General features: G+C 53.3%; 17 protein-coding genes. 11 read left to right on the top strand and 6 right to left on the bottom strand.

The window, feature by feature from the left end:
* Positions 1-129 precede the first annotated feature (129 nt).
* The 4 genes from kduD to FMM01_RS09990 all read right to left on the bottom strand — a co-directional run bounded on the left by kduD (position 130) and on the right by FMM01_RS09990 (position 3,473).
* Positions 130-951, bottom strand: a complete 822-nt coding sequence (gene kduD, locus FMM01_RS10000) for a 2-dehydro-3-deoxy-D-gluconate 5-dehydrogenase KduD (RefSeq protein ID WP_150392413.1) — start codon at positions 949-951, stop codon at positions 130-132.
* A gap of 49 nt (positions 952-1,000) precedes the next feature.
* Positions 1,001-1,846: a 5-dehydro-4-deoxy-D-glucuronate isomerase gene (kduI, locus tag FMM01_RS09995; protein WP_150392412.1), complete on the bottom strand. Its 846-nt coding sequence runs from the start codon at positions 1,844-1,846 to the stop codon at positions 1,001-1,003.
* 563 nt (positions 1,847-2,409) lie between these two features.
* The gene (locus tag FMM01_RS16275; protein WP_162143234.1) at positions 2,410-2,562 is read right to left on the bottom strand and encodes a putative metal homeostasis protein; all 153 of its coding nucleotides are present in this window, start codon (positions 2,560-2,562) and stop codon (positions 2,410-2,412) included.
* A gap of 80 nt (positions 2,563-2,642) precedes the next feature.
* Positions 2,643-3,473 (bottom strand): DegV family protein, encoded by an 831-nt coding sequence (locus tag FMM01_RS09990; protein ID WP_027828849.1) that lies wholly within the window; start codon positions 3,471-3,473, stop codon positions 2,643-2,645.
* Between the two features lie 138 nt (positions 3,474-3,611).
* On the opposite strand from FMM01_RS09990, the gene FMM01_RS09985 reads away from it, so the two are divergent.
* Complete coding sequence (locus FMM01_RS09985; protein WP_051225345.1) at positions 3,612-4,700, top strand: hypothetical protein; 1,089 nt, start codon at positions 3,612-3,614, stop codon at positions 4,698-4,700.
* On the opposite strand, the gene FMM01_RS09980 is transcribed toward FMM01_RS09985, so the two are convergent.
* Positions 4,664-5,293 (bottom strand): HAD family hydrolase, encoded by a 630-nt coding sequence (locus tag FMM01_RS09980; RefSeq protein WP_150392411.1) that lies wholly within the window; start codon positions 5,291-5,293, stop codon positions 4,664-4,666. The two genes, FMM01_RS09985 and FMM01_RS09980, sit on opposite strands and share 37 nt — an antisense overlap.
* Positions 5,294-5,298: 5 nt before the next feature.
* Positions 5,299-6,177 carry a LysR family transcriptional regulator gene (locus FMM01_RS09975; protein WP_150392410.1) on the bottom strand — a complete coding sequence of 293 codons (879 nt, stop codon included), beginning with the start codon at positions 6,175-6,177 and terminating at the stop codon, positions 5,299-5,301.
* 113 nt (positions 6,178-6,290) lie between these two features.
* Here FMM01_RS09975 and FMM01_RS09970 point away from each other — a divergent pair, with 113 nt between their 5' ends.
* The 10 genes from FMM01_RS09970 to hxlB all read left to right on the top strand — a co-directional run bounded on the left by FMM01_RS09970 (position 6,291) and on the right by hxlB (position 16,861).
* Positions 6,291-7,940, top strand: a complete 1,650-nt coding sequence (locus FMM01_RS09970; protein ID WP_150392409.1) for a malolactic enzyme — start codon at positions 6,291-6,293, stop codon at positions 7,938-7,940.
* A 5-nt stretch (positions 7,941-7,945) separates the two neighbouring features.
* Positions 7,946-8,932 carry an AEC family transporter gene (locus FMM01_RS09965; protein WP_027828853.1) on the top strand — a complete coding sequence of 329 codons (987 nt, stop codon included), beginning with the start codon at positions 7,946-7,948 and terminating at the stop codon, positions 8,930-8,932.
* A 130-nt stretch (positions 8,933-9,062) separates the two neighbouring features.
* Positions 9,063-11,039, top strand: coding sequence for a beta-galactosidase (locus FMM01_RS09960; protein WP_150392408.1), 1,977 nt, complete (start codon positions 9,063-9,065; stop codon positions 11,037-11,039).
* Between the two features lie 46 nt (positions 11,040-11,085).
* On the top strand, positions 11,086-12,084 hold the full coding sequence (locus tag FMM01_RS09955; protein WP_190973337.1) for a LacI family DNA-binding transcriptional regulator: 999 nt from the start codon (positions 11,086-11,088) through the stop codon (positions 12,082-12,084).
* Positions 12,085-12,282: 198 nt separating this feature from the next.
* Positions 12,283-13,035, top strand: a complete 753-nt coding sequence (locus FMM01_RS09950) for a sugar phosphate isomerase/epimerase family protein (protein WP_027828856.1) — start codon at positions 12,283-12,285, stop codon at positions 13,033-13,035.
* A 39-nt stretch (positions 13,036-13,074) separates the two neighbouring features.
* Positions 13,075-13,326, top strand: coding sequence for a hypothetical protein (locus FMM01_RS09945; protein ID WP_027828857.1), 252 nt, complete (start codon positions 13,075-13,077; stop codon positions 13,324-13,326).
* Between the two features lie 18 nt (positions 13,327-13,344).
* Positions 13,345-14,613 (top strand): hypothetical protein, encoded by a 1,269-nt coding sequence (locus FMM01_RS09940; RefSeq protein ID WP_027828858.1) that lies wholly within the window; start codon positions 13,345-13,347, stop codon positions 14,611-14,613.
* Between the two features lie 42 nt (positions 14,614-14,655).
* Positions 14,656-15,612, top strand: a complete 957-nt coding sequence (locus FMM01_RS09935) for a sugar kinase (protein ID WP_027828859.1) — start codon at positions 14,656-14,658, stop codon at positions 15,610-15,612.
* Between the two features lie 80 nt (positions 15,613-15,692).
* On the top strand, positions 15,693-16,319 hold the full coding sequence (locus FMM01_RS09930) for an orotidine 5'-phosphate decarboxylase / HUMPS family protein (RefSeq protein WP_150392406.1): 627 nt from the start codon (positions 15,693-15,695) through the stop codon (positions 16,317-16,319).
* Entirely contained in the window at positions 16,316-16,861 is a 546-nt protein-coding gene (hxlB, locus tag FMM01_RS09925) for a 6-phospho-3-hexuloisomerase (RefSeq protein ID WP_150392405.1), read from the top strand. Before FMM01_RS09930 ends, hxlB begins: the two co-directional genes overlap by 4 nt.
* The last annotated feature ends 56 nt before the right edge of the window (positions 16,862-16,917 follow it).

The following is a 16,917-nucleotide window of genomic DNA, read 5'->3' as shown; positions in this document are numbered from 1 at the left end:
TCTGAATTAAAAGAAGCCATACAACAGGCAAAGGATGTATGGCTTCGATACGATGGTGGGGTGATTGGTTAATTAAGGAGAGATGTTCGTATAAATGTCTCAATTGGAAGAAATGAAGAGCAGAACTGATTAACGCACCAGGTAGCCACCGTCAACCGGGATAATGGCCCCGTTGATGTAGCTGGCTGCGTCACTGGCTAAGAAGACAGATACACCCATTAATTCAGAAGGTTCTGCCCAGTGGCCAGCGGGAATCCGGTCCAAGATTTCCTTGTTCCGTTCCGGATCGCGGCGAATCGGGGCAGTGTTGGCTGTCTTGATGTAGCCCGGGGCAATGGCATTGACTTGCACGTTGTAGGCGCCCATTTCGCTGGCGAAGGCCTTGGTCAAGCCGGCCACACCGTGCTTGCTGGCGGTGTACGATGGGATGAACTTGCCGCCTTGGAAGGAAAGCATGGAACCGATGTTGATGATCTTGCCATGCTTTTGCTTAGCAAAGACCTTCGAGGCGGATAGGGACATGTGGTAAACGGCTGTCAGGTTGATGGCAATCACCTGGTCCCAATCCTTGTCTTTAGATTCCAGCAGCGGGTTGCGACGAATCATGCCGGCGTTGTTGACCAAAATATCGATGTGGCCCATCTTTTCGACGGCTTCAGCGACAACTTTGTCGGTCACCCCCGGTTCAGTCAAGTTAACATCGGCGAACTCGACTTTGCTGCCGCGCTTCTCAATCAAACGGCGGGTATTATCCCATTCGTCTTTACCGAAAGTGGGGATGAAAATGTCCGCGCCGGCTTCCGCCATAGCGACAGCATAGCCCTGGCCCAAACCGGTGTTACCGCCGGTGATGACGGCCACTTTACCCGCCAAGCTGTACTGGGTCATTTTAAATTGGTCGAGTTCTTTTTCGTGGGCTGCAATTTCTTCTGGAGATTGATCAAGTGCCATATTGAAAAACTTCCTTTCAGTTCAATGGTTATTGTAAGTAGGAATGCAATTACCGTAATTCCTTCATGGGGATCATATCCATGTCGTCATAGGTCTGGTTCTCGCCGCACATCGCCCAGATGAATGAATAGCTGCTCGTGCCGATCCCGCAGTGGATGGACCAGCTGGGGTTCACGACGGCCTGCTCAGGGCTCAGGACAATATGCTTCGTCTCTGTCGGGGTGCCCAAAATATGGAAGACCCGGGCATCGGGATCAGAGAAGTCGAAGTACATGTACGTTTCCATCCGGCGCGCATGGGTATGCGCTGGCATGGTGTTCCAACCGGACCCATCTTCCAAGACGGTGTAACCCATCTGCAATTGGCAGGTATCCATTTGGCTGGCATCGATGTATTTGTAGATCGTCCGCTTGTTCATGTGCGCCTGATCACCCATCGGCTTGGACAAGGCATTGGCAAACGGCAGCTTCTTGTTCGGGTACGTCTTGTGGGCCGGCGTTGATACGACGTAGAACTTAGCTGGCTTAGCGGCATCCTTCGACGCAAAGACCACGTGCTTGGTGCCCATCCCAACGTAGTAGCCGTCCTGTTTGACCATGTCTTCGGTTTGGCCGTCGATGGTGATCGTCCCTTCGCCGCCGATATTGATCACGCCCAGTTCCCGCCGCTGCAGGAAAAAGTCGACACCCAGACCTTTGTCCAGCTTGATCTCCAACGGTTCATCCGTCGGCGTCACGCCGCCAAAGATCATGCGGTCGTTGTAAGTGTAAGTGAGCAAAATGTTGCCGGGTTCGAATAACTTCGGCATCAAGAACTGCTCGCGCAGCTTATCGGTGTCGTAATGCTGAATATCCTCCGGACTGTGCGCGTACTGAGTAACCATAGAAAACGCCATGTTGTCTCTGTCTCCTTCTTTGTTTGTTTAACAATTTTAAACACTGATGCTGACACTGTTTAATGTTCCCTGAGGTGGAACTGTTTAACTGCTCGGCATCCATGGTACTATACGCAATTAGCGTGCCAGATGAGAAAACCCAGCGAACAAGCATCGAGGAATACTTGCCGGCTGGGTCTTTGCCAAGATGATCCATTAACGGCTGATCTTGGGGAGTGAGAAAGCTGCGTGGTACAGCGAAGCCGGTAAATCGTAGGAGGAGACCGGCCTCACTGTTATTAAGCAATTAACGTGCCAATGCAGATAAAAAGCCCCATTGACGCGCATCGAGGAGTGGCGCTGCGTCAACAGGGTGATAATGCGGCGGTCTGACCGGAAGATCGCCGCGCCTAGGAGTAAGTAAGCATATGGTCGGCGGTGTTTGCAAACAAGGGGGAGTTACAAACACCACCATTAAATAAGCAAGTATCATGCCAATGAGAAATCGGTTCTGAGTGGGAATAATAAGAAAATAGGGCTGATCAACTGCCAAACGGCGGCTGATCAGGCCTATTGCTGTGTGTTTAGTTATTTTGATTCTCAGCTTGTGCAGCGTAACGCAAATGCTGCTGTGTCCGCTTGGCGGCCTTGATGTTCTTTAATGCCCGCGCCGCTGTCTTCTTGTTGGGACTGTGTAATTGACGGTGAGCACTCGCCATATCGATTTTCTCTGCCATGATGATATCACTCTCTTCTCTGGGAACTATAGACCATCATAACACGTTAACTTACTAAATGTAAGTATCCGACGCGCTGCTTAAACGTAGATGACCGCCAGCCCAGCTGGGCCGACGTGGGTCATGATGACTGGACTGGTCAGCCGGTTCAACACATGAATGTCCGGCCGTTTCTCTTTGAGTGTCTTTTCGATCGCATCAGTATCTGTATGACTGTCAACGTATGATAAACCGACCTGGGTCACGTGGGTATCGGCAACGATCGTATCGACCACGTTTTTAAGCAGTTTCTGCATCCCTTTTTCGCCCCGGGCTTTATGGGTGACTTCCAGTTTGCCGTTGGGCATGGTCAGTTCCAGTTTCAGCTTCAGAATGGACGAAACAAAGCCGATGGCCCGCTTGGCCCGACCGCCTTTGGCAAAGTAATCCAGGCTGTTGACGAAACAGGTCAGCGTAATTTTCTTCATATAATCGGTCAGTTTGCCGACGATGGCCTTAGCGTCGCCCATCGTCTTGGCCAGCTTCGCGGCCTGGAGGACAACGAAGGCAAGACCGCGATCGGTCAGACCGCTGTCGAGCACTTCCACGGGCACATCCACTTGCTGCGCCGCCATTTGGGCAGCTTGGGCAGTTCCGCTCAGGACAGAGCCGATGTGCACCGAAACGATGCTGTCGCCGGGCTTGGCCAGCGCCTTGTAAGTTTCAACGAATTGCCCAATTGAAGGCTGACTGGTCTTGGGGAACTCGTCGTCAGTGGCCAGGTGTTCAGAGAACTCCTGGCGCGTCATATCAATGTTGTCGCGGTAAGTTTTGCCATCTAAGATAACTTGCAGCGGCACCACCGTGATGTTGTTTTCTTTAATTTCAGCCGGCGTCAGTTGCGCCGTGGAGTCGGTTACAATGTGAATCATCAAAAATCCTTCTTTCGGGCAATATGCGGTGACTCGAATGTAGAACGTAGCACCCTCTATTGTAGTTGATAAGACTACCTGCCGTCGAGCCTTCTTTTGGTATAATGTGAGTAAACGCATTCGGGGGAAGAGTAGAGCATGCAGCGTATATGGCGCCGATTAGGGCGGGGCACGGCGGTCCTTTTTCTGTTTATGGCCGTGCCGTTCATCCAAGGATTCACGGCTATGGGGGAGAAAATTGGGATCCTCGTCTTGGAGACCCTGGTGGCTCTGCCGCTAATTTGGCCGGTTCGCCGGCGAAATTATGGGTTACCCGCGGCACTCAGCCTGTGGCGGCGAATCGAACACTTGGAATTCATTGTAGTAACGGATAACACGAACCAGCTGGATCAAGAAAAGCGCCGGGAGTTTGCCCAGATGGTGCGGGGAACGCGACCGCTGGTCACGGCTTTTTACGCTGCCGGGAACTGGCTGAGCATGGTATTTTACTTTCTGCGCTGGCCCGTTGTCGGCAACTTGGTCATCAGTGCCACGTGGGTCATCGTCCTGCTGGCCCTGGTCATCATTTATTTAGTCAATGCCTCCCGGGTGTTCAATCAGCATCTGCTGCGGCGGTTTCTCGGCTTGCAGCTGGTGGTGCCGCTGACGCTTCTATGGGGGCTGCTGATCACTGGCGTGATGCGCAGTAACTCGTATCATTACTTGATGATCTACTATCTGCTGCTCAGTGTCGCCGTGACGGCAGCGATTATTTACATCATCCCCAATTATCAATTGCGAGTGCTGACCAACTATACACCGGTACTCAACGCCACGACCACTGTCATTATGTTTGTGGTAACTGAATTCGGCACGGATATCATCAAGGCCTTGATGATCGGGATGGGTCAGCTCAGTGGGAACTCGGGGGTGTTGCTGAAGGCAATGTTTGGGGCCGGGACGATCCCGGCAATCAAGACTGTATTAACGCTGGTCTCCATGATTTTTTTGATCAGCGGCAACATTGTCGCCTTGTTTATTAATCGTCATCGCGTGGCCAGCGAAACACAATTGCGGACACTGCTGGTCAGCCGGCCGACGGTGATCACCCCAGAGTTGTACCATGAATTGCAAGCCATCGTTTATCATGGCTCAATTTATAGCACATTGTACCTCGCCAGTAATCCGCCTTTGGACTCAGCAATTCGGGATTATGAGCGCACTAACGGCAATATATCCCGCGGGTGAGCCAGCCGATAATCCGCCGCCGCAAATTGGCCCGCATCGTGGGCACCCCATTCGGCCAGGGCAAAGGGCAGGCGGGCTGCATGGGCCGCTGCCAGATCTGGCGCTGCATCGCCAATGTAAACAGCGCGGGCTGTTTCCGGCAGTTGCGCCATGACGGCCAGCAGCGGGGCCGGGTCGGGCTTATGTTTGGCGGTCATATCCGCCGTCACGACGATATCGAACGCCCCTTGGAAACCGAAGCGGGTAATTTCTGTCTGCATTTCTTCATGAATCTTTGATGTAGCCACACCAACGGTGACCCCTTGGGCGTGCAACGCGGCCAGTGTATCGTGGATGCCGGGGTATACCGTGGCGTGGTCTTTTAATGCCGCCGCGTGACCCAGCCAGATTGCAAATAAGTGTTGGCGTTCTTTGGGGTCGGCGGTGAATTTCTCCAGGGCCCGCATTCCGGGAATGCCGAGGATAAATAACAGATCTTCTGCTGGCACAGTGCGGTGCTGCACCTCTTGCAGGGTCTGCTGCAATGAATGGACGTAGACGTATTCTGTATCGATCAGGGTACCGTCGACGTCGAAGATGACTGTATCAAACATGATTTCTATTTCTCCTTGCTTAATATTTTTTTTAATGCCTGCATCGTCGGCGAGAGCACCAAGTCCGCCCGGTGCGCGACAGAGATAACGAAGCGCGGCTGGCCCGGCTGACTGATGGGCAAGGCGACCAAGCCGTCGGTCGGGACCACGGCCATTTGGGTGAGAAAGCCGATGCCGACACCTTGGGCAATCATCTGCTTGACCAGGCCAACATCACCGCTGCGGTAAACAATGTTCGGCCGGATGCCAGCGGCTTGGGTGAACCAGCGCAGGGCCTGATCGTGAACGAAGCCTTCATTCAAGACGACGAAGGGCTGGTCGGCTAGAGCGGCGAAGGCGGCTTGCGGCTGCTTCGCCAGCGCGTTAGCGGGTGGCACCACAATACTGAACGGGGCATCCGCCAATGGTATTACCGCCAGCCCCGGCACAGCCAGCGGTCCGCTGCTGCCCAGCAAGGCAATGTCGATACTGCCGTTTTGCAGCATGGCCAGCAGGGTATCGGACCCGCCGCTCTGGGTGAGCAGATGTTCTGTGAGTCCAGCGGCGACCAGCCGCCCGGCAATTTTTGGAAAATAGTAATTGCCAATGATCGGCGGCAAACCGAAGCGGATCTTTTCTTCTTTTAAATGGGCAATCTCAGTATGGGCCAGGGCTAATTCCTGGCCAATCGTGCGGGCGTGGCGGTACAGCTGCTGACCTGCGGCGGTAACAGTGAGCGCGGCGTGGCTTTGGTCCCGGTGGATCAGAGTCACGCCGAATTCGTCTTCCAGCCGCTTGATGGCCAGAGTGATCGTCGGTTGGGTCACACCAAACTGATCCGCCACGCGGGTAAAGTTGCCCAGTTCCACAAGTTGGACGTAATACGCTAAATCACGGGTGTTCACGGTTGACTGCCTCCTCATATAAATAAAGCTTATCACAGCTGGGCGGTGTGACAATAACAATTTGCCGGGTGTAAGGTTCTCTATGTCAACAAAACGAAGGGACGAGATAAATAATGACCAACACACCTGAACAGATTTTAAATAACCCATTTCTCAATAAAGGCACTGCCTTCACGTCCGCAGAACGCAATGCCCTCGGCTTGAACGGCATGCTGCCGCCAGCTGTCCAAACTTTGGATCAGCAAGTTAAGCAGACTTATGCCCAGTATCAAAGCAAGGGCAGTGACCTGGAGAAGCGGATTTTCTTAATGACCATCTTCAACACCAACCACGTCCTGTTCTATAAGTTATTCAGCGAACACGTGTATGAATTCATGCCAATCGTTTACGATCCCACGATTGCCGATACGATTGAAAATTATAGTGCGTTGTTCACCGAACCGCAGAACGCTACTTACTTAAATATTGATGATCCGGATCATATTGAAGACGCCCTGCGCAACAGTGCCGACGGTCGGGACATTCGTCTGATCGTGGTCACCGACGGCGAGGGCATTCTGGGTATTGGCGATTGGGGCACGCAGGGCGTTGATATTGCAGTCGGCAAACTGATGGTTTACACGGCCGCTGCTGGTATTGACCCTAGCCAAGTATTGCCGGTCGTGCTGGATGTGGGTACAAACAATGAAGCCTTGTTGAACGATGACTTATATTTAGGCTTGCGCAAGAAGCGGGTTTACGGCAAGCAGTACCATGCGTTTGTCGACCAGTTCGTGGCCACCGCCGAGAAGCTGTTCCCCAAGCTGTATCTGCACTTTGAAGATTTCGGCCGGAGCAATGCGGCGGACATCTTGAATCAGTACAAGGATCAGATCACCGTGTTCAATGATGACATTCAAGGCACCGGGATCATTGTCTTGGCTGGTATTCTGGGCGCGCTGAATATTTCCGGTGAAAAGATGACCGACCAAGTGTATATGAGTTTCGGTGCCGGCACTGCTGGGGCTGGAATCACCCAACGGATCTATGAAGAATACATCCAACAGGGCATGGATCCGGCGGAAGCCCGGAAGCATTTCTACCTCGTCGATAAGCAAGGGTTGCTGTTTGACGATATGCCGGATCTGACGCCGGAACAAAAGCCGTTTGCTCGTCAGCGCAGTGAGTTTGCCAATGCAGACCAGTTGACTAATTTGGCGGCGGCAGTCAAGGCGGTGCACCCCACGATTCTGGTGGGCACTTCCACCGTACCGGGCACCTTCACCGAAGATATTGTCAAAGAAATGACCGCCAATACGCCGCGGCCGATCATCTTCCCGTTGTCTAACCCGACCAAATTGGCCGAAGCCAAGGCAGCAGATTTGATCCAGTGGAGTGACGGCAAGGCCCTAGTCGCCACCGGGATTCCCGCAGCGCCAGTCAAGTACAATGGGGTCACTTACGAAATTGGCCAAGCCAACAACGCGCTGGTTTATCCGGGCTTGGGTCTGGGGACCATTGCGTCGACCGCACGGTTGCTTACGGATGGTATGATTTCCGCTGCGGCCCACAGTCTGGGCGGCATTGTGGATGGCAGCCAACCCGGTGCGGCAGTCTTACCGCCAGTTTCTAAGCTCAGCGCCTTCAGCCAGACGGTGGCCGTGGCCACGGCGAAGGAAGCGGTGGCGGAGAAGCTGAACCAGGAAGATATCAAGGATGTTGAACAGGCCGTCACAGCGATGAAGTGGACACCGGCCTATACGACAGAAAAGGCGGGTGAGTAAGGGACATGACAGCACTCTTTACCTCTGTGCAGAGTATCCTGACGATTGTTCTGATCATCGCCTTGGGGTACGCGCTGCGGCGCAAGAAGTGGTTTGACGACAACTTTGCCGGGACGATTTCGAAACTGTTGATGCAGATTGCCTTACCGGCATCCATCTTTACCAGTGTGTTGAAGCGTCTGAGCCTGGACAAGCTGGTCAGTTTATCCTCTGGATTAGTTTACGGCTTCGGCGGGGTGGCCCTGGGCTATATCGTGGCTTTCTTGCTGGTCAAGCTGCTTAAAGTTCGGCCAGGCCGGCGGGGGACGTTCATCAACATGTTCGTCAACGCCAACACGATCTTTATCGGTTTGCCGTTGAACATGGCCCTGTTTGGGGATAAAGCAACAGCCTACTTCTTGATGTATTATGTCGTGAACACGGTATCCACGTGGACTCTGGGCGCCTTCCTGATGTCTTGGGATGACCCGACCAAGGCCGACAATCCGGATTCGGGCAAGAGTACCTTCAATTGGAAGAAACTCCTGCCGCCGCCGCTGCTAGGTTTCTTGGTGGCTTTGGTCTTCATGTTCCTGCCCTTTGATGTCATGAAGGTGTCCTGGCTCAGCTTCCTGATCAATGCCCTGGATTACGTGGGCAGTCTGGTCACGCCGCTGTCCCTGGTCTATATTGGGATCATTCTGGCCGACGCCGGCCTGAGTTCCATCCGCTTCGACCGGGATACGGTCGTGGCCTTGCTGGGCCGCTTCGTCATGGCGCCTGCTTTGATCACTCTGCTGATCGTCGGCGGGATGAAGATGGGCTTCAGTATTCCGAGTCTTGAAGCCCAGACGCTGATCGTGCAAGCGTCCGCTCCTGGTTTAGCCGTGCTGCCGATTTTGGCGGATAACGGTCATGGGGACGTGGAGTATGCCACAAATGTGGTCACCACATCGACGGTACTGTTTGCGGTCGTCGTACCGATCGTGATGGTATTGGTTCAGAATATCTAGTTGATCTGAATTACTTTGCGACACCCCGATGTCAAGTGTATTCTCTGCTTGGCATCGGGGTGTTTTGCATATCCTTGGATGGTAAAATATAGTAGTTAAGCGGTTTATTTACGGAAGGGGTTCTCGATTTATGGCACAGGTCATGATTCATGCCGATGATGTCGTTGGGCAGGCACTGTTTGCGGAAGAAACCGGCGGCTTCAGTCTCACTGACCGTCTGGGCGGGGGAATTGATGTCACTGCCTTTGCCCGTCAGCCGGAACGGTATTTGACCGCGGTGCTGCGGCCGGAGTCAGGCGACAGCATGGCCCTCAGCCTGCTGGTTTATGTGACGGGAGAAAAGTCGCCGGCGATGACGATTCGGTTCGGTATTTTACCAACGGTCCGGTCAACGATGGTGCTGGATAAAGAATGGTTCAAAGGCACCGTCCTTTTTCCTGATGCGCCGGTGGGCGGTCTGAAGGTAGTATGCCATGGTCATGCGGTGGCGCTTGCCGATATCACAAAATTGGAACTGGTGACGCTGCCCACCGCCGCACCAGTAACATTGCACGTAACGAATTTGCATTATACTGATACATATCCAAGGATCGGTCTGGATCAAACAGTATTAGTGGATCAGTTTGGCCAGACGATTGCCAAGGAATGGCCGGAAAAGATCCATTCTGAGGGAGAACTGCAGGAACGATTGCGCGCGGCGGCGGATCTGGCCCCGCAGATACCTGTTTCCAGTTGGGACAAATACGGCGGCGACATAACCCGCCAGTTGACCAAGGGGACAGGCTTCTTTGCAACCCAAAAGACTGATGATCGCTGGTACCTAGTCGATCCAGTGGGCAACGCCTTCTTCAGTTTGGGCGTCGACGGTGTCGGCGCCGCGAATGATTGCCGGATTGAAGGCATCCACCGGTACTTAGATTGGCTCCCCGAACACAGTGATCCGGAATATACCCATTTCTTCGCCACCGGGCATACCCCCGCGGGCAAACCAGTGGAGAGCTTCGCCTTTGCCCAAGCCAACTTGCAGCGGGCATTCGGGCCGGACTGGCAGGCGCGCTGGCAGGATATGATGCTGCATCAGCTGCGCGGGTTGGGCATTAATACCATCGGCAACTGGAGCGACCGGGCCTTGATTCGCCGGCAGGCGATGCCCTACGTGACGATGCTACCGCAGTTCCCGGACACAACAGCTCATATTTTCCGGGACTTCCCGGATGTTTTTGCCCCGGAATACACGGAAGCAGCTCAGCAGAGTGCCCAAGCATTGGCGGCGCGGAGGGACGATCCGTGGCTGATCGGCTACTTCTTGCGGAATGAGCCCAGTTGGGCGTTTGTGGATCATCTGAATCTGGGGGCCGAAGTCTTAGCTAACCCGGCCCGAACGGCGACGAAAGAGCGGTTGGTGGCTGATTTGCAGGACCAATACGCGACGATTGCGGCACTGAACACGGCGTGGCACACTGATTTCACTGACTTTGCCGCATTGTATAACACGCCAACCGTCCCGCCCGCGGCGAATGACGACCTGCGGGCGTTCTCTCGAAAAATGGTCAAGCAATACGTCAGTGTGCCAGCTAAAGCCTGCCGAGCAGTGGATCCGCAACATCTGATTCTTGGTATGCGCTGGGCCTGGGTGTCTGATCCCGACCTGATTGCCGGGTGGGAAGACTGCGACGTGTTTTCCATTAATTGCTACGCCATGGATCCCACCAAAGAACTGGATCAAGTTCGTGACCTGGGCGTGGATCAGCCGGTGATGATCGGGGAGTTCCATTTTGGAGCGCTGGATGCCGGACCCACTGCCACAGGTTTGGAAGCCGTCAGCAACCAGAATGACCGGGGGACCGCCTTCCGCCATTACTGCGAACAAGTCGCCGCCCACCCTAATGGGATCGGGTGCCATTACTTCCAGTGTTACGACCAGTTCGCGCTGGGCCGGTTCGATGGCGAAAACTATAACATCGGGCTGTTTGATATTTGCAGCCAGCCGTATCAGGCTTTGGGGGCCGCCATCAAGGAGACTGCCCGGCACATTGATGACATTAATGCCGGCGAAGCGCAGGGGACCGCGCCGTTGGTGACGGAGCTGCCGATGATTGCCTATTAATTCGTGGTATTGTAGGGATATTAAGTTTTCTGGGGAGGAAAAAACTGTGAGACCCAAAATTGATGACGTGGCCCGGGCCGCCAATGTTTCTAAGGCTACTGTATCCCGTTATCTCAACGGCCACTTTGAACGGATGTCACCGGCCACGAAAACACGGATCGCAGCGGTGATTGAGGAGATGGATTATGTCCCGAATCGCCAGGCCAGCGCGTTGAAGTCCCGCCGGACGCACCTAGTGGGAGTCGTTGTGGCCGACGTGTCAAATATGTATTCGACGCGGTTGATCGCTGGGATTAGCGAACTGACCAAAGAAGCAGGGGATCAGATTCTCATTGCGGACAGTGCCAACGATCCCGGTGAGGAACTGCGGACTTTGCAGTTGCTGCTCGGCCAAAATGTAGACGGCATTATTTTGCAGCCGCTCAGTACCGACCCACACACCTATGATTTTATTCAGGCCCAGGGTGTGCAATTGGTGATGGTGGACCGGACAACGACCCCAGTGGCGCAAGTGACAATTACATCCAGCGATTATGCGGCAAGCCGCGAGTTGGCGGAGGCCATTGTTAAGGCCCGCTATCAAGACCTGATCGTTTTTGCTAATCCAATTGCGGGGGCATCATCTCGGCGCTTACGTTACCAAGGTTTTGCCGATGTGGCGCAGGAACACGGCCTGTCGATCACCTTGCTTGAAACCGGTGACGATTCGCCTAAAGAAAAAGATGCCGGCATGATTGGTCAGTGGCTGACCAGTCACCCCGGGCACCGGCCTGCCGTATTTACCACGAATGGCCGCTTGCTGATGGCCGCTTTGACCTGGATGCAAGATCAGGGACTGCGAGCCCCGCGGGATTTGGGCATCTGCGGTTATGATGATTGGGATTGGGCCCGGTTGGCGGGACCAGGGGTGACTAGCGTTAATCAGCATCCCCAGCGCATTGGCCAAACGGCTGCTCGGTATTTATATCAGGCGATCGCGGGTCAACCCGCCCCGGCCCAGCGCATTGAAATTCCGGCTGACGTCACTTTGCGGCATTCTTTATAATTCAGTGATCAACTTTTCTGTCCGGTGGATGAACCTTGTCCGGCCGGCCTTTTTTATTCTGAGAAGGAATCTAAGTGTAAGCGGTTGACTTATTTAGGAAACCGGTTTACTATGAGACTTGTAGAGTTAAGGAAACCGATTTCCTTTATTGGCAGAAAAGCAGACAAACACGGCAAAATCCAAAGGAGGATTTTCATCATGGCAAAACCGGTTATTGTAGCAAATTTACTGTTATTGGCGGATGAATGGCAATCTGGCAAGTCACAGGCAGAGCTGATTCCGGAATTGATCGATTTAGGCTTCGACACCATCGAAATCCGGCGCGAATACTTCCGGGACTTTAACAAAGAAATTCCTGAAGTGGCCCAGCTGGCCAAAGAGCACAATTTGACCTTGTATTACAGCGTTCCGGACGAAGTTTTTGTGGACGGCCAGGTGAATCCGAAGCTGCAAAGCTATCTGGATGAAGGCAAACAACTGGGCATCAAGAAAATCAAGTGGAATACCGGGGACTTTGCCCACTTCGATGGCGATTTAGCAGCGGCCTTGAATCCGCTCATTGCCCAGGGCATTGAAGTCAATATTGAAAATGACCAAACGCAAACCAGCGGTACGTTGGCCCCCGTTGAAAAGTTCCTCGCCGCCATTAAGGCCGCCCACGTTGATTTAGGTTATGTCTATGACTTGGGAAACTGGCCGTTTGTTGGCGAAGATCCGGTCGCTGCCGCCAAAGCACTGACCCAGTATGTGCGGTATATCCACGTTAAGGACGACATCACTACGGGTGAAAAGCCAGTCACAGTCCCGCTGGATGAGGGCGACTTGCCGTGGCGGGAGATCCTCGATATCCTGCCCCAGGATGTCCCGGTGGCCATTGAATATCCGACGACGGATCATGCCGTGATTACGACGGGTAAGGATAAAGTAGCGGCCTACTACGACGCTAAGTAACTTCGCGATCAACACACACAAACAGAAGGAGCATTCACTATGGCACAAGAACGGGTGCAGCTTGATCCGCAGAAATTTGCGGAACAGTTTCTTAATACGCTGGATATTGATGTGCAACCCAAGGAACAAAACTTGGAGAGTGCCGCTAAGCAGGCCCTCGCCGCTTATCTGTCTGCTTATTTCTTGGCAGAGCGGTTTAACTCAACAGAGAACTCATTCTTTGTTGATAAAGACAACAAGGGCATCAAGTCCAGCTATCAACGGATCCTCAGTGAATTGAACGACTATTAAAGGGGAGGCTGACGTGTAATGGGCTCATTAGTTACAGGTATCTTACTCATCGTCACCTTCATCGGCTTCGTTTACTACGCCATGAAAGGCGGCAACCTGACCGTCGGTTTCTTCGTGATGGCCTTGGCCTGGACCATCATTGGCTTAACGCCAGTGAATGTGGCGGTTAAAGAGATCTTTACGGATCCCGTGTTGAATTACGGGAAAACAGCACTTTATATTATCTTAGGTTCCTGGTTTGGCCGGGTCTTGGTCGATACTGGTATTGCTGGCAGTATCAGTCGGCGGACGCAAGCCGTCGGGACAAAAGCCCCGGTGCTGGCCACGATCCTGATTGCGCTGATCACGGCGTTGATCTTCTCCAGTGCGTACGGGGTCGGTTCAGCCATTGCCGTTGGGGTCATTCTTTTCCCCATCATGTTCTCCATGGGCGTGCCCCGGCGGGTAGCCGTTTCGGTCTTCACCCTGTCGATCGGGGCCGCAATGTATATCAACCCGGTATTGTTCAACCAGTTCACGGTGTTCTTTAAAGGCGTGAAGTGGGGCGACCACTACCTGCGTTTCGGTTTTGTTGCGGCCGGTATTCAAATGCTCGTGGTGCTGGTCATGATTTTGTTCTACACCCGAAAGATCCGCAACGGCAAACCGGAAATGGTAGCCGAAGAAGAGGGTGAAGTCAAAGAAGTCCACTGGATCACCTATATTTTACCGGTCGTGCCAGTGGCCATGAGTATCTTCTTCAAATGGGACGCTGTTCCCGCCTTACTGTTAGCAACTTTATTGGCTTTCTTAATGACTGGCAATATGAAGAGCTACAAAGGCTTCGTCAAGATGATGAACGATACGGCCAAAACGGCCATTGGCGATATCGCTGGTTTGCTGATCATGCTGCTGGTGCTGACGATGTTCCAGCAGGCCGCAGTGCATACCATGAGCCAGTTCACTGGTATTTTTAAGGCAATTATCCCGAATAATCGGTTCCTGCTCGTGATCATCATGATGATCATTGCCCCGTTATCCTACTTCCGCGGTCCCTTAATGCTGTATGGCGCGGGTGCTGCCACGGCTGCCATTTTCACTGCCACTGGTCTTTTCCCGCCGTATTTCCTCTACGGTTTGCTGGTCGTACCGACCATGATGGCCGTCTCCGCGGACATCACTCAGTCTTGGAACCTCTGGTCTGTGGAATACGCTAAACTGGATACGAAGACGTTCCTGCTCACTGGGTTACCATGGGCGTGGATTGCTACGGCATTGAATCTGGTCGCCGCGTACGTTCTGTTGTAAACTCTTTCATAGGATGTCAAACCAATTAGGAGGTCATTTTTCATGTCAGAATTCTTAACCATCGGGGAACCGATCGCATTGTTTGCTTCTGAGGACGTGGACAAGTCCCTGAAGGACGCTGTCCATTTCCACAAGTTCTTAGCCGGTGCTGAAGTTAACGTCGCCGTTGGCGTTTCCCGGTTAGGCCACTCCGCCCAATACATCACCCGGGTCGGGGAAGATCCGTTTGGTGATTTCATCAAGGACCAATTGGCGGAAAATCATATTGGCACTGATTATGTATCTTCAACCCCGGATTACTGGACGGCGTTTCAGCTAAAGGACCGGGTCTCCCACGGTGATCCCAGCATCTTCTACTTCCGGCGCGGTTCTGCCGCTGCCCACTTCGAGAAGAGTACGCTGGACAAGATCGACTTTAGCGGCGTTAAGTTTGCACACTTGTCCGGTATTTTCCCGGCCATTTCGGACCAAGCCCTGGATGCCTTCAAGTACTTGATCCAACTGCTCCACGAACACAATATTCGCACGACCTTCGATCCCAATCTGCGGCCGCAGTTGTGGTCCAGCCAAGAAAAGATGGCCAGCACGTTGAATGAGCTGGCCAAAGAGGCGGAAATCATTCTGCCTGGCGACAATGAAGGGAAGATCCTGGTCGGCAGCGACGATCCCAAGACGATCGCTGATTTCTATCTGAATCAAAGCGACCGGACCAAGACGGTGGTCGTGAAGACCGGCGCCAAGGGGGCATATGTTCAGACCAAGGATGGCGAAAGCTATACCGTACCGGGCTTCAAGGTCGACAAGGTGGTTGATACGGTCGGCGCTGGTGATGGGTTTGCATTAGGCTTAGTGACGGCCTTGATGGAGGGCAAGTCCCTGCGTGATGCCGTGGTTCGGGCTAACGCAGTCGGCGCCTTCGCCGTCCAGGCTCCTGGCGACAACGACGGGTACCCGACACCGGAGAAGCTTGAAGCTTTCTTGAAAGCGAACCCGCGGTAAACAGATACGCAAGAATACGTGCTATGATTCTGATGGCACGTATTTTGCTTTTCAGTAGAATGTGAGGAAAGGTGGCAGTTATGCAATTACAAGTGGCAATTGATCGCTTGACACTAACCGACGCAACCGCGCTGGCGCAACAACTTGATGGTAAAACAGACATCATTGAAATGGGCACGTCCCTGGTGAAAGACTACGGCTACCAAGGTATCGTGGCGATGCGGACGGCCATTCAGCACAGTCAGCTGCTGGTGGATTTAAAAACCATTGACGAAGGCGCTTATGAATTCCGCCAGGGCTTCAAGGCCGGCGCGGATATTCTGACCGTCATGGGCGCAGCGTCCGAAGCGACCCTGGCGGCGGTCTACGCGGTCACCCAGGAAACAGGCAAGACCATGATGATCGACTTGATGGAAACCTCTATTGAGAAGCAGCGGCAGATTGCCGGGTTCCCCCAGGCCATTTATTGTCTGCACCACAGTACAGATCGGCAGGATAAAATGGCGCCGGACAGCACAGTGGCTGCTTTCCATGAACAGTTCCCGGACTTGGCCCACTTAGCGATTGCCGGCGGGATCGATCAGACTGGTGCCGCCGCCCTGGCCGCCCAGAAGCTGACGGACATTGTGATTGTGGGATCGGCGATTACCAAATCCGCGGATCCTGTTGCTGCTGCAGAAGAAATGATGGAGGTCGTTCATAAATGACAATTGTTTTACCGGATATTATGAAAGAAATCAACACGGTCATGGCTTTAGTGGATGAAAAACAACTGGACCAAGCCATGCCGTACCTTACGAAAGATAAACGTATCTTTGTGATTGGGGCCGGCCGCTCCGGTTTCCAAGCCAAGGGCTTTGCCATGCGCTTGATGCACATCGGTTACACGGATTACGTGATGGGTGAAACCATTACACCGTCGATTCAAAAGGGCGATACCTGGGTCGCCATTTCCGGCTCCGGTACCACCAAAGGTATTGTTGCCGATACAGAGGCTGCTAAAAAATTGGGCTTGCAGATCGTCGCGTTCACCAGCAACCCAGAGTCGCCGTTGGCCAAATTAGCCGACGCCGTTGTGGTGGTGCCTGGTGCAACCAAGACCGGCAGCGGAGTTAAGTCGATTCAGTTGTTGTCGACACTGTTCGATCAAACTGTGCATATCACTCTGGATGCACTCTGCTTGAAGTTGGCGAAACGTGATGACACCAGCAACGCGGATGCGCTTCACGAGCACGTTAATGTGGAGTAGAATAGGTATCGAAAGAACTAATATATCAGTTTTCCTAAAGAAAAGGAGACTCACTC

This window comes from Schleiferilactobacillus harbinensis, from assembly GCF_008694105.1.
Lineage (GTDB): Bacteria > Bacillota > Bacilli > Lactobacillales > Lactobacillaceae > Schleiferilactobacillus > Schleiferilactobacillus harbinensis.
This window is presented reverse-complemented; position numbering and strand designations above follow the sequence as displayed.